The sequence below is a fragment of the Candidatus Merdisoma sp. HCP28S3_D10 genome (assembly GCF_052065835.1).
GTDB lineage: Bacteria > Bacillota > Clostridia > Lachnospirales > Lachnospiraceae > Laedolimicola.
Window position 1 is genome coordinate 60,435 of sequence record NZ_JBQHTG010000002.1, and the last position, 12,985, is coordinate 73,419.

Below are 12,985 nucleotides of genomic sequence, written 5' to 3' on the forward strand. Positions count from 1 at the left end.
AATCTTAAATTGAGTAAGGAATGTACTTGGATTAAGTACACGATGTGCCTATAATGGAGATGGTTATTTGTGGAAGAGATAAACCGAATTTATAACATGGAGGAATGAAAAGGTGAAGAGCAAATGGATGAAATGCTGTGCTGTCCTGATGGGCGTTTTATTTGCGGTAAGTCCGCTGACGGCATTGGCAGAGGAGCCGCAGAATCCAGCTGCGACAGCCGGGGAAGAGACTGTGAATACTGGAATAATAGTGCAGGAAGATACGGCAGAAGAAGGGGAATCTATAGAGCAGAGCCAGGAGATGGTTTCAGGGGCAGAGAGCATAGAAGATGGGATAATTTCTGTGGAAGATGATGGAAACTTAGATATTGGTAAACTTTCAAATAATATTGTTACGGCTATAAAAAATGCAGTTGATCAAGCGGATATTAAGGTTAATATTGTAAATTCACCTTACGATTGGGAACAGCGAAGAATGATCCCTTTACAGGTGAAAAAACAGTGTTTAGCGCGCTGAAAGAAAAAGAAGAGAACGGTGTTACACTTACATTTCATTATTCTTCATCAGGAGATACGTTTAAGTTTATCTCGGCAGATGGAGTTGATTCTTTCCCGGAAGAAAATGTCACAATTGGTTATGAAGATGTTACGATGGACATGAAGGACAAGTTAAAAAGTGATGTCAGATTTGAAACAATGTGTATTTTGAAATTTGGAGACTCTAATGGTTTTCCGGGGAAAGCATTAGTCACGCTTGCTAATAGAAATATAAGCGGAAGTAATACCTGGTGTCGTGTAGATGAGACGAATACGTTAAGAGACGGACAGCTTTTAACGGCAGACATGGAGTGCAATATAGAAGCGCCTGTGCAAAATGGTATTACATATGCACTAGTTGGAGGAAAAATTTCAACTCCAGGAGGAACTATTGAATTTCCAACCTTTACGGTGAGAGGAAAGCAGTATGTTTTAAACAGTGATGCCTAGAATGGAGAGGATGTTGTAAGACTCGATGTGGACGAAACAGATTTTAAGGATTGCAATACACCGGAAGATTATGCAAGCATACTGGAACAGTTTTTGGAACTTGTAAAGGTTAAGGTTGAAAAAGAGAAGGCTGAAAACGTAGAAAATGGTATTTGGCATTGTGTAATGGAATGTAATAAGAAGGGGGAGATAATTCCGTCTTTAAAAGTTCCGGTTACAAGCAAGGCATATGAAATTATAAAGACATTAAGAGAGGACTACAATATAGAATTTCAGTTACTGGCATGTACAAAAGGAAATGATGGCAGTGAACTATATATAAATAGTAGAAAGATCACAGAACCTACCACACTTGGCTTTGAAGTATATGATTGTCTTGAAAATACAAATATTTATTTTTTTGGAAAGGGATATCGGACATATGTGGACGATGTGCCATATACACAAGGCGGAAAAATCCCTGTTATGGTTCATGCAGAGAGTGGAAAACAGATAGCTTCTTTTGATGGGGAAAAAGGATGGAAATCAGACTTGGTATATCCAGGAAGAGGGATTGGTGTCATTTGATATAGCAATTAACGATCCGGGTCTTTATTATATTATGCCGGAAGCTTCTGCAGAGGATACTTCTCCGGCAAATGTTTCCCTGAAATCAAACGGCGACGCTGCAAAAGTGGAAACAGTCATTTCCGGAGCTGTTGCGACTGCCGGAGATAAGGCAAATGTGAAAGTCGATATTGCGGAAGATAAGGATGCCAGCGGCAAGGCAGTCAATCCGCAGATTGGAAAAAAAAGTATTTGAACAGCTGAACCAGAAGAAAGATCAGGAAGCAGCAGTGACATTTTCCTATGGAGATCTGAGCTATAAATTTGCGGTAAGCGATATTACTGACCCGGACGCGGCAGCGGCAGTTACCCTTGGCGCAACGGAAGCGACAGATGAAGTAAAGAAAACGGTAGGCAATGATGTGGCTTACGCCATCGACTTTGCCCACAGCGGTAAGCTCCCGGGCAAGGCAACCGTTACCATTCCGGTTAATCTGGAAGATGGTGAGTACACCTGGAATTATGTTGATGACGCGAACCAGCTGACAGAGGGCAAGCTGGTAAATGTGAAGAATAAAACAGTAGAGGTACCCCTGAAGCACTGCTCGACCTATGCACTGGTAGCAGGAGATGTGACGGGAAGCACCGGCGGAAGCGGAAGTACCGGTGGCAGTGAAAGCACTGGCGGAAGCGGAAGCACCGGCGGCAGTGAAAGCAGCAGTGTCCCGGCAGGCAGTTCGGATAATGACGGATCTCATTCCGGTTCCACAAATCTGACGAAGGTGACGGACAGCACGCCGATCGCAGGCTCTGTTCAGGAGGGGACAGGAAAAAATGTACAGTCCCATACCACCTTCTGGACTCTGTCTGATTCTTATAAGCAGAGTTTAATAGATAAGATCGATAAGACCAAGGCGCCCGGACAGGTGAAGTGGTTCTATGATGTGACGGTGGACGAAGTGAATTTCCCGCTGACCTTTACCGTGAATGTGAAGGGACTGAATGGTAAAAAGGCAACGGTCGTACATTTTGTGGACGGTAACACGCCGGAGTATATTACGCCGGTTGTTAAGGGGGATCAGGTAAGCTTTACGCTGAACTCCCTGTCTCCGGTTGCCATTGTGGTGGACAGTAGTCAGGCAGCGGCGCTGACCAGTCCGAAGACGGGAGACAGCAGCAACAGTATGCTGCCGTTTGCTGTGCTTTTGCTGGCAGTTGCAGGAATTTCAGGCTGTATCGTATATAGCCGCAGAAAGAAAGAAGCGTAGCTTTCTGCCGATAAGCAGGGCTTATAAGAGGGGCTGCTGCTCTATAGATGTGAGCTTTTCATCTATGGAGCGGCGGCTCCCTTTTTGCGCCCGGGCTTTTCGGACTGGTGGAAGATTTGCAAGAACCGGCGGGAACTGCTATAATCAGGAACAGAAGAAAACAGGGAGGACGAAAAAATGCTTGTAAAGATCTATACAGACGGTGCTGCCAGAGGCAATCCCGACGGTCCCGGAGGCTATGGCGTGGTGCTGCATTATACGGACGGCAAGGGACAGCTTCATGAGCGGGAATACAGCCAGGGTTACCGGAAAACCACGAACAACCGAATGGAGCTGATGGCGGTGATTACCGGTCTGGAGGCTCTGACGCGGCCCTGCCAGGTGGAGCTGTATTCCGATTCCAAATATGTGACGGACGCCTTCAACAGGCACTGGGTGGATAACTGGCTTAGAAAAAACTGGAAGGGAAGCTCCGGCCCGGTGAAGAATGTAGACCTGTGGAAGCGGCTTTTGAAGGCGAAGGAGCCCCATCAGGTGGAATTTATCTGGGTTAAGGGACATGATGGCCACCCCCAGAACGAGCGCTGCGATCAGCTTGCCACCACGGCGGCAGACGGCGGAGATCTGATAGAGGACGAAGGCCTGCTTGGATAAAATATGTATAAAACGAAGGAAAAAGGTGAAATATTTTTTGTAAAAGAGTAGAAATCTTATGAAAATGCGGGAAAGGCATTGCATTATGTTACTTTGATATGCTAAAATAGCAAAATCACTAGCTTGAAGGCGCTGACGGGAGAAACAGGCCGGAGAGTGAAGAAAAGGAGAGTAATTATGAGTGATAACAATTTTAAGCCCTACGTTCCGGCTGAGAAAACACTTCCGGAGTTTACGGCAACCTCTGTGATCCTTGGTATTCTGCTGGCTGTTCTGTTCGGCGGCGCAAACGCATACCTGGGACTTCGAGTTGGTATGACTGTTTCCGCATCTATTCCCGCTGCAGTTATTTCCATGGGTGTCATCCGTGTGATCCTGAAGAAGGATTCTGTTCTTGAAAACAATATGGTTCAGACCATCGGTTCTGCCGGTGAGTCTGTAGCGGCAGGAGCTATCTTCACGATGCCGGCCCTGTTCCTCTGGGCTGCCGAGTGGGGGACAAGCGCGCCGTCTCTGCCTGAGATCGCGATTATCGCTGCGATTGGCGGCTGCCTGGGCGTACTGTTCATGGTTCCCCTTCGTAAGGCACTGATTGTACAGGAGCATGGCGTACTTCCTTATCCGGAAGGACAGGCTTGCGCCGAGGTTCTTCTGGCAGGTGAGGAAGGCGGAGACAAGGCCGGTATCGTATTCAAGGGTCTGGGTCTCGCGGCTCTGTACAAATTTGTAGCAGATGGACTGAAGCTGTTCCCCAGCGAGGTTCATTATGAGATTCCGGCTTATAAAGGATCCGGTTTCGGTATCGATGTACTTCCGGCGCTGCTTGGCGTAGGTTATATCTGCGGCACCAAGATTTCCTCCTACCTGTTCGCAGGCGGTGTACTGGGCTGGTTCGTACTGATGCCGCTGATCGTTCTGTTCGGTCAGAATGTAACCCTGTTCCCGGCAGAGGTAAGCGTTGCAGAGCTGTACGCAGCGGGCGGTTCCTTTGCCATCTGGAGCAACTATATCAAGTATATCGGCGCAGGCGCCGTAGCAGCAGGCGGTGTGATCAGCCTGATCAAATCCTTGCCGCTGATCGTTCGCACCTTCCGCGACGCTATGAAGGGCTATGGCAAGAGCGGCACCGGCAGCGACCTGCGTACTGATAAGGATCTTTCCATGAAGTTCATCGTTATCGGTATCGTAGCGCTTGCACTGATTATCTGGCTGGTGCCGATTGTACCGGTAAATCTGTTCAGCGCGTTCCTGATCGTAATCTTCGGTTTCTTCTTTGCAACCGTATCCTCCCGTATGGTAGGTCTGATCGGAAGCAGCAACAACCCGGTATCCGGTATGACCATTGCGACCCTGCTTATAACAGCTATGATTCTGAAGGCTACCGGTCAGGTTGGACAGGCTGGTATGACAGCAGCCATTGCGATTGGCTCCGTAATCTGTATCACAGCAGCGATTGCAGGCGATACTTCTCAGGACCTGAAGACCGGATACATCGTAGGAGCGACACCCTGGCGTCAGCAGATTGGTGAGCTGATTGGTGTTATCGCGTCTGCCATTGCCATCGGCGGTATTCTGTACCTGCTGAACGCGGCATGGGGCTACGGTTCATCAGAGCTTCCGGCTCCGCAGGCAACTCTGATGAAGATGATCGTTGAAGGCGTTATGGGCGGCAACCTGCCCTGGAACCTGGTATTCGCAGGCGCGTTCATCGGTATTGTTGTTGAGGTTCTTGGCATTCCGGTACTTCCCTTCGCGGTAGGTCTGTATCTGCCGATTCACCTGAGCACCCCGATGATGATCGGTGGTCTGGTTCGTCTTTTCCTTGAGAAGCGTAAGAGCATGGACGAGAAGGCAAAGAAGGATATGATCGACAACGGCGTGCTGTATTGCTCCGGTCTGATCGCAGGCGAGGGTCTGATTGGTATTCTGTTGGCAGTCTTCGCTATCATTCCGATGGCAGACGGCTCCCTGGGTGATTTCCTGGGTACCATCGTATCCGGTACTACGATCAACAGCAACATTGGTGGTCTGGTATTCTTTGCGCTGCTGACTGCGACCCTGTTCAAGGTTACCATTGGTAGAAAGAAGAAATAAATGAAGAAAAAGAAAAATTATCTGGATTATGTGCCGGTCTGCGCGCCGGGCTACAACTGGAAGCTGAATGAAAAGAAGCAGGTGGAGATAGAAGTACAGAATAAGGGCTTCTATAACCGGCTGGCACAGAAGTTTTTCAAGCGGCCCAAAGTAAGCTATATCAGCCTGGACGAGTACGGCAGCTTTGTATGGCAGCAGATGGATGGACAGCGGACCATCTATGATATCAGCTTTCTGGTAAAAGAACGCTATGGGGAAAAGGCGGAACCGCTTCTTCCGCGTCTTACAAGGTTTTTCCAGATCCTGTATCAGAATCACTATATTGGATACAGTACTCCGCTGAAACAGAAAGAATCATAAAAGATTAAGAATTGGCAGCAGCCCTTCCTCCCGGAGGACTGTTGCCTTTTTCATTGGAAACAGGTAAAATAGACATCAGATAGAAAAAGAAACGGCGTCAGCGAAGGGACGGAAATGATGGCGGGACGAAAAGGCTCTTTTTTCAGTGAACTGTTAAAATATATCTCAGTCAGCATTCTGGCGGTTTTTACAGCGCTTCTGGTAGGAGGCGTGCTGTGGGCGGCGGAAGGCTTTTCCGTGCCCGGAAAAAGTGGGGAAACTCTGGCAGATGCGAAAGAAGAGGGCAAACTTTCCGTGGAGGTTCCGACGGTTCAGGTGGTGCAGCCCGCAGAGAAAGACAACGCCGGGGAAAATCCGGACGCCGAAAATCCGGATGTTTTTTTAGAGGAAGAAGCCCCGAACGCTCCCCAGGATACAGCCGAACCCAAAGAGAATGTCACGCTTCTTTTTGCAGGCGACCTGTTCCTGACCGACATATTGCAGGAAAAATATGATAAAAACGGGGCTTCGGCCGCGGCCGCCCCAGAGCTTCTGTCTGTCACCCGCAGCGCGGATATCTTTATGCTGAATCAGGAATTCCCCTTTGGCACCACAGGCGAAGCGGTGGAGGATAAGGAGTATACCTTCCGGGTAGATCCGAAGTATGTGTCCCTGCTGCCGGAGCTGGGCGTGGACGTGGTAACACTGGCCAATAACCATATGCTGGATTACGGACGGGGCCCGCTTAAGGAGACCCTTGAAGCGTTGGACGAGGCAGGAATTCTCCATGTGGGAGCGGGGCAGAACCTGGAGGAGGCCAGCGCCTTGAAAACCATCGAGGCAGGAGGATGGACCATCGGCTTTCTCGGAGCCACCCGTGTGATTCCGGAGCATTCCTGGACGGCGTCCTGGAGCAATTCCGGTCTCTTTACCACCTATGATCCCACGAAGCTTCTGGGGGAGATACAGGCGGCGAAGCAGCAGTTCGACTATGTGGTGGTCTATGTCCATTGGGGAATCGAGCGGAACACAGAGCCGGAGGAGTATCAGAAGTCCTTGGCCCGCCAGTATATCGACGCCGGGGCAGACGCTGTGATCGGCGCGCACCCCCATGTGCTGCAGGGGATTGAATATTATCAGGGGAAACCGATTTTTTATAGCCTGGGCAATTTTATTTTCGCGAACCGGACCTACGAAACCATGATGGCAGAGCTGACCATTACAGACGACGGCATAGAGGTAAGGGTGATTCCTTGTGTCAGTACGGCCAACCAGATGGGACTGATGGACGGCAGTGGGCGGGCAGCCTTCTACGGAAACCTGCAGGGACTGTGCTTCGGCGGCGTTACGATAGGGGAAGATGGAAGCGTCAGGGAGTAAGAGAAAAAAGATGTATAAATTATCAGAAAAATATAAAAAATACGTGAAATATAAAGAAATTAAAAATTTTGAGAAAAACACTTGCATTTCCTGTTGCCTTATTATATACTAAACAAGTCGCAAGGGTGCGGCACAAAAACATAGGAAATGGTCGATTGGTCAAGCGGTTAAGACGTCGCCCTCTCACGGCGAAAACAGGGGTTCGATTCCCCTATCGACTGCTGAAAAGCTTCTGGTTATCCAGGAGCTTTTTTGTTTTATCGCACTGTGGAGAAGTGGAAGGAACTGGCATGGATTAACAATATTTGATGCTTGACAAGAAAAAAGAAAATAGGTAATATATCTAACGGAGTGAGTGTCGGCTAACAGAAATGTTGAGCCGGTGAAAAGGGAAACAGGTGTAAATCCTGTGCGGTGCCGCCGCTGTAAGCGCGAAGTTTCAGGGCCGTTTTCCTTCACTGTCCGCAAGGTACAGGAAATGGTACGGGACGGGAAGAAGGAAGACAAATAAGGCCGGCGTAAGTCAGAAGACCTGCTTATTCTGCTTTTGCTGTCACGGTCCATGACATTTGCGAAAGATAGAGGGCGCAGTGCGTCCGGATGCCGAATACGGGTGCATCTTCTGATTTGAATAGATCAGAGGGTGCTTTTTTATGGACAAATTATTATACAGAACGAAGGAGAAGAAACATGAAGAAGAAAGTAGTAAGCGTACTCTTAAGTACCTGTCTCGCGGCGAGCCTGCTGGCTGGCTGCGGTTCCAAGGCTGCGGATACCACAACAGAGGAGAACACAGAGGCTGCCGAAAGCACCGACGAGGCAAAGGAGACTGCAGACGCAGACGACGCCTATGAGCCGGTTACCATTACCCTGAACCTGGAGCGTTCCGGATTGGGCGAGAACGTAGAGTACACCATCACCAAAATGCCCTCCGCTGTGGTAGCTTCCGGTGACCAGATGGCAGACTTTTTCTTTGATCTGGGACTGCAGGATCGGATGGTAGGCTATACCAAGGGCTTCTGCTGGAGTACGGCTTCTGAGTATCCGGCCCGCGATCAGGTTCCCCAGCTGATGAACCCGGGCGAGGGTCTGACAAATCTGTCCAAGGAAGAGCTGCTGGCAACCGGCTGCGATTTCCTGATGGGCTGGGATTCCACATTTTCCGATAAGAATTTCAACAAGGATTTCTGCGATGAGAATGGTATCGCCATGTATTTCCCGTATGTATGCACAGACAGCGCAACCTTTGCGGATCTGTATAAGGACTATGAAACTCTGGGCGAGATCTTCAAGGTGCAGGATCTGGCAGCTGAGAAGGTGCAGGCTATGAAGGATACCCTGCAGGAGGTGCAGGACGCTCTGGGCGATGAGGCCTATGAGAATCCGGTAAAAGTATTTGCTTATGATTCCGGAGAGGATGTACCGTTTACCGCTTGCCAGGGTATGCCGGGCGATATCATCAAGAAGGCCGGCGGTATCTCCATCTTCGATGATATCGAAGCAGGCTGGGCAAAGCCCTCCTGGGAGGAAGTGGTAGAGCGTGATCCGGACGTGATTCTGATTCTGGAGTATACCGGAGACGATGTAGCAGAGAAGCGGGAGTTCCTGGAGACCAATGAATTCACCAAGGATCTGCGCGCCGTAAAGGAAGGCAGAATCTACTCCGTATGCTGCAGCGATATGCAGGGAAGCGCAGGAAGCGCCAACGCAGTGAAGACCATTGCAGAGCAGCTGTATCCGGATAAATTCTAACAGGGGAAAAGACAGGGGAGAAAGCTATGAAAGGAACAGTAAAGTCGGGCAAAGGCCGCTTCCTTGTGACTCTGTTGCTGGTATTGCTGCTGATTGCCGCGGTATTGACCATATCCGTAACCATCGGCGCAGTGAACGTCTCAGCAGGCGATATTGGCAAAATTCTTGTAAATAAAATCTCCGGGAAGGATATCTTTCGAATTGCCTGGGAGGGCAAGACAGAAAATATCATCTGGAATATCCGGTTCCCCCGCGTGCTGATGGCCTTTATCGTAGGTGCGGGACTGGCTCTGTGCGGCGTCCTGATGCAGGCGCTGACGAAAAATCCCCTGGCGGATCCCTATGTACTTGGCATCTCTTCCGGCGCTTCCGCCGGAGCAGTCTGTGCCATCCTGCTTGGCTGGTTCAGCTTCATGGGCGGGTATTCCGTTATCTTTGGCGCTACCATGGGAGCGGCTGTCTCCATCTGTCTGTCTTTAAGTATCGCCTCCATTCATGGCCGGATTACCTCGACGCAGTTGGTTCTGGCGGGTATCGCGACTTCGGCCCTGTTCTCAGCCTTTACCAATCTGATGGTATACGGAATCAATACGGGATCGGATAAGACGAAGATGGCGCTCTATTGGATGGTAGGATCCTTAAGCGGAGCCACCTGGAGCAAGCTGAGATATGTGGTGGTGGTTGGCGTTGTGGTAATCGTGGTCATTTTCCTATTCGCGAAGGAGCTGGACGTATTGCTTCTGGGCGACGATGTGGCGGAGACGCTGGGCGTGGATACGCGGAAAATGAAGTTGGTTATCATCGCGGCTTCCACGATTCTGACTGGCGTTGTAGTATCGGTCAGCGGCGTGATCGGCTTTGTGGGGCTGGTGGTGCCTCATATCATGCGGAGTTTTGTGGGATCCGGACACAGACGCCTGATTCCCATGGCGATTCTGGGAGGAGGACTCTTCACAATGCTTACCGATCTGATTTCGCGTACCATCATCGCCCCGTCTGAATTGCCCATCGGCGTGGTAGCGGCCTTTTTCGGCGCGCCCTTCTTCCTGTACCTGATTCGTCGGGGCAATATGGGAAAAAAGTAGAGGAGTCAGGTTATGAGTTTACAGGTAAAAAATCTGGATTATCAGATAGGCGGAAAAAGCATTCTGGAACAAATCTGCCTGGAGGTGAAGGACGGGGAATTTGTCGGCCTGGTAGGACCGAACGGCTGCGGCAAATCCACCCTTCTGAAGAATATCTACCGGACTTATAAGCCGGGCCGGGGGACAGTCTTTCTGAACGAAAAGGACGTGCTGGATTTTTCCTTCAAGAAAATGGCCGGAGAAATGGCGGTTATGGCGCAGGAAAACCATGTGGAGTTTGATTTTGAGGTGCGGGATATGGTCATGTTCGGCCGGTATGCCAAGAAGAAATTCCTGCAGGGAGATTCCGCGGAGGATCGGAAGCTTTGTGAGAAATGTCTCCGGGAGGTGGGACTGTCCGGCTATGAGCACCGCTCCTACTTAAGCCTCTCCGGAGGCGAGAAGCAGCGTGTGCTGCTGGCCCGGGTGCTGATGCAGGAGAGCGCCTTTATCGTGCTGGACGAGCCCACCAACCATCTGGACGTGAGCTACCAGTATCAGATTATGGATATTTTAAAGGGGCAGGAAGTGACGGTATTTTCGTCCATTCACGACCTGAATCTGGCTGCCCTGTACTGCGATCGGATTATTTTCATGTACCAGGGGAAAATTGTGGACTACGGTACGCCGGAAGAGGTGCTCACAAAAGAAAATATTCGGGAATACTTTGGCATTGAAGCGCAGATCACAACCAATACGGCCACCGGAAAGCGCCAGATCTATTATCTGCCCGGTTGGGTCAAAAGCGGAAAAAGGGCTTGACAAAATCCGCTTCTCTGCCTATAATAAACGCAGATTTACACATAAACCAAAAGGCTTTGACGGGAACAAGTAGAAGTCGGAGGGAGCGGACAGAAAGCAGCCGGGCGATGAGAGGCGCGCGTATCTCCTGATTTTGAATACATCCCCGAGCTTCGCACCGAACCCATTTCCGGAAGCGTTTTTCCGAGGCAGGAAGTAGGCTGCGACGGAATCCCGCACCCGTTAGCGTGCTAGAGTGTCGATAGCTGGCACTTGAAGAGGTAAGCAGCGCGAGCTGTTTATGAAAAAAGGTGGTAACACGAGCGTAGCCCTCGTCCTTTTACGGGACGGGGGTTTCTTTTGCACGTAAGCAATGAGCTGTGCGTTTGAGTCTCCATCCACATTTTTCATGCTTGCATGGGAAATGTGGATGGAGACTCGAACATAGGGCGAAGCCCGTGAGCCCTGGCTTTGAAAAAAGCCAGGGCCTGCACAGTGGAGTAACTTTAAGATTAGGAGGAAGAGAACAATGGCAGAAAACATTTATGACGTACTCATGGAGCGCGGCTTCATCGAGCAGTGTACCCATCCGGAGGAGGTAAGAGAGCTCCTCGGAAAGGAAAAAGTAACCTTTTACATCGGCTTTGACGCCACCGCAGACAGCCTGACCGCAGGACATTTCCTGACCATCATGGCTATGATGCATATGCAGCGGGCAGGACATCGTCCCATCGCCCTTTTGGGCGGCGGAACTACCATGGTAGGAGACCCATCCGGTAAGTCCGATATGCGTAAGATTATGACAAAGGAAACCATTCAGCACAATGCGGACTGCTTCAAGAACCAGCTGTCCCGTTTTATCAACTTCGACAACGACAACGCGATTCTGGCAAATAACGCGGACTGGCTGCTGGATCTGAACTATGTGGATTTCCTGCGTGAGGTGGGAGCGCATTTCTCCGTAAACCGGATGCTGACCGCGGAGTGCTACAAGCAGAGAATGGAGAAGGGTCTGACCTTCTTTGAGTTTAACTACATGATCATGCAGTCCTACGATTTTCTGAAGCTGAATCAGATGTACGGCTGTCAGATGGAGATGGGCGGCAATGACCAGTGGTCCAATATCATCGGCGGCGTAGAGCTGATTCGGAGAAAAGAGAACAAGCCGGCTTACGGCCTGACCTTCAAGCTTCTGACTACCAGCGAGGGTATTAAGATGGGCAAGACCATGAAGGGCGCTGTATGGCTTGATCCGGAAAAGACCTCTCCCTACGAGTTCTACCAGTACTGGAGAAACATCGAAGATGTGAAGGTAGAGGAGTGTCTGGGACTTCTGACCTTCCTGCCGATGGACGAGGTTCGTCGCCTGGGAGCTCTGGAGGGTGCGGAAATCAATCACGCAAAAGAGGTTCTGGCATACGAGATCACTAAGATTGTACACGGTGAGGAAGAAGCTAAGAAAGCGCAGGAGGCTGCAAGAGCCCTGTTCGCAGGCGGCGGCAAGACCGACGATATGCCCACTACAACCTATGCGAAGGCCGACCTGGACGAGGGCAAGGATATCCTGACGCTTCTGGTGGAGACAAAGCTGGCTCCCACCCGTTCCGAGGCGAGACGTCTGGTACAGCAGGGCGGCGTGACGGTCAATGATGTAAAGGTAACAGATGTGTACCAGAAATTTACCACCAATGATATGGACGCCGACGGAGCGCTGGTGCTTCGCAAGGGCAAGAAGGCATACCACAAGGTAAAGGCTGATTAATATGGAAGAAAGACAGTATCTTTCCCGCATCCGCGCCTTTCTGGAGGAAAAGGGCTGGGAATATGAATACACGGAGGAGGACGGGCTTGGCAGCATTGACTTCTCCTACCGCGGCGTTCCTTATCACATCTGGGAGTTTGAGGAAAACGGTGAGCGCGGCGCAGAGACCAATCTCTACCACGGCGGCCGTCAGCAGGAGGTCCTCGGCGACTACGAGGAAGAGCTGATCCGGGAAATGAAGCGCTGGTAATTGACAAACCCTATTCCAGAATTTATAATAAAAAAGATTATGGAATAGAAAGAGCCTGTGTAACGTGATATGGGCTTAGGAGGGAACA

At 50.2% G+C, this 12,985-nt stretch carries 14 protein-coding genes, 1 tRNA gene and 1 riboswitch; all 15 genes read left to right on the top strand.

What is annotated here, in order from left to right; translation table 11 throughout:
* Positions 1–112 precede the first annotated feature (112 nt).
* Complete coding sequence (locus ACTNCH_RS05355) at positions 113–517, top strand: hypothetical protein (RefSeq protein WP_441016326.1); 405 nt, start codon at positions 113–115, stop codon at positions 515–517.
* Positions 502–987, top strand: a complete 486-nt coding sequence (locus tag ACTNCH_RS05360) for a hypothetical protein (protein ID WP_441016329.1) — start codon at positions 502–504, stop codon at positions 985–987. Before ACTNCH_RS05355 ends, ACTNCH_RS05360 begins: the two co-directional genes overlap by 16 nt.
* Before the next feature lie 27 nt (positions 988–1,014).
* Complete coding sequence (locus ACTNCH_RS05365) at positions 1,015–1,554, top strand: hypothetical protein (RefSeq protein ID WP_441016332.1); 540 nt, start codon at positions 1,015–1,017, stop codon at positions 1,552–1,554.
* Positions 1,544–1,789: a hypothetical protein gene (locus ACTNCH_RS05370; RefSeq protein ID WP_441016335.1), complete on the top strand. Its 246-nt coding sequence runs from the start codon at positions 1,544–1,546 to the stop codon at positions 1,787–1,789. The genes ACTNCH_RS05365 and ACTNCH_RS05370 overlap by 11 nt, the downstream gene beginning before the upstream one ends.
* Complete coding sequence (locus tag ACTNCH_RS05375) at positions 1,770–2,801, top strand: LPXTG cell wall anchor domain-containing protein (RefSeq protein ID WP_441016338.1); 1,032 nt, start codon at positions 1,770–1,772, stop codon at positions 2,799–2,801. Before ACTNCH_RS05370 ends, ACTNCH_RS05375 begins: the two co-directional genes overlap by 20 nt.
* A 177-nt stretch (positions 2,802–2,978) precedes the next feature.
* Complete coding sequence (rnhA, locus tag ACTNCH_RS05380; RefSeq protein WP_441016341.1) at positions 2,979–3,455, top strand: ribonuclease HI; 477 nt, start codon at positions 2,979–2,981, stop codon at positions 3,453–3,455.
* A 174-nt stretch (positions 3,456–3,629) separates the two neighbouring features.
* Positions 3,630–5,549: an OPT family oligopeptide transporter gene (locus ACTNCH_RS05385; protein WP_441017810.1), complete on the top strand. Its 1,920-nt coding sequence runs from the start codon at positions 3,630–3,632 to the stop codon at positions 5,547–5,549.
* Positions 5,550–5,909 (top strand): PqqD family protein, encoded by a 360-nt coding sequence (locus tag ACTNCH_RS05390; RefSeq protein ID WP_441016344.1) that lies wholly within the window; start codon positions 5,550–5,552, stop codon positions 5,907–5,909.
* A gap of 117 nt (positions 5,910–6,026) precedes the next feature.
* Positions 6,027–7,268: a CapA family protein gene (locus tag ACTNCH_RS05395; RefSeq protein WP_441016347.1), complete on the top strand. Its 1,242-nt coding sequence runs from the start codon at positions 6,027–6,029 to the stop codon at positions 7,266–7,268.
* Positions 7,269–7,417: 149 nt separating this feature from the next.
* Positions 7,418–7,489: transfer RNA gene (locus tag ACTNCH_RS05400), tRNA-Glu, on the top strand.
* Positions 7,490–7,604: 115 nt separating this feature from the next.
* Positions 7,605–7,822: riboswitch (cobalamin riboswitch) on the top strand.
* A gap of 136 nt (positions 7,823–7,958) precedes the next feature.
* Positions 7,959–9,020: an ABC transporter substrate-binding protein gene (locus ACTNCH_RS05405; RefSeq protein WP_441016350.1), complete on the top strand. Its 1,062-nt coding sequence runs from the start codon at positions 7,959–7,961 to the stop codon at positions 9,018–9,020.
* 26 nt (positions 9,021–9,046) lie between these two features.
* Positions 9,047–10,105: a FecCD family ABC transporter permease gene (locus tag ACTNCH_RS05410; protein WP_440321828.1), complete on the top strand. Its 1,059-nt coding sequence runs from the start codon at positions 9,047–9,049 to the stop codon at positions 10,103–10,105.
* A gap of 12 nt (positions 10,106–10,117) precedes the next feature.
* Entirely contained in the window at positions 10,118–10,906 is a 789-nt protein-coding gene (locus ACTNCH_RS05415) for an ABC transporter ATP-binding protein (protein WP_441016354.1), read from the top strand.
* A 508-nt stretch (positions 10,907–11,414) separates the two neighbouring features.
* A complete protein-coding gene (tyrS, locus tag ACTNCH_RS05420; protein ID WP_441016357.1) occupies positions 11,415–12,647 on the top strand; it encodes a tyrosine--tRNA ligase in 1,233 nt (410 codons plus the stop codon).
* Position 12,648: 1 nt separating this feature from the next.
* Positions 12,649–12,897, top strand: coding sequence for a kinase (locus ACTNCH_RS05425; protein WP_441016360.1), 249 nt, complete (start codon positions 12,649–12,651; stop codon positions 12,895–12,897).
* Positions 12,898–12,985: the final 88 nt, after the last annotated feature.

Bases quoted from the DNA above. Each gene is read 5' to 3' on its own strand.
- rnhA (WP_441016341.1), top strand. From the start codon at position 2,979: ATGCTTGTAAAGATCTATACAGACGGTGCTGCCAGAGGCAATCCCGAC.
- ACTNCH_RS05390 (WP_441016344.1), top strand. From the start codon at position 5,550: ATGAAGAAAAAGAAAAATTATCTGGATTATGTGCCGGTCTGCGCGCCG.
- ACTNCH_RS05395 (WP_441016347.1), top strand. From the start codon at position 6,027: ATGGCGGGACGAAAAGGCTCTTTTTTCAGTGAACTGTTAAAATATATC.
- ACTNCH_RS05405 (WP_441016350.1), top strand. From the start codon at position 7,959: ATGAAGAAGAAAGTAGTAAGCGTACTCTTAAGTACCTGTCTCGCGGCG.
- ACTNCH_RS05410 (WP_440321828.1), top strand. From the start codon at position 9,047: ATGAAAGGAACAGTAAAGTCGGGCAAAGGCCGCTTCCTTGTGACTCTG.
- ACTNCH_RS05415 (WP_441016354.1), top strand. From the start codon at position 10,118: ATGAGTTTACAGGTAAAAAATCTGGATTATCAGATAGGCGGAAAAAGC.
- tyrS (WP_441016357.1), top strand. From the start codon at position 11,415: ATGGCAGAAAACATTTATGACGTACTCATGGAGCGCGGCTTCATCGAG.
- ACTNCH_RS05425 (WP_441016360.1), top strand. From the start codon at position 12,649: ATGGAAGAAAGACAGTATCTTTCCCGCATCCGCGCCTTTCTGGAGGAA.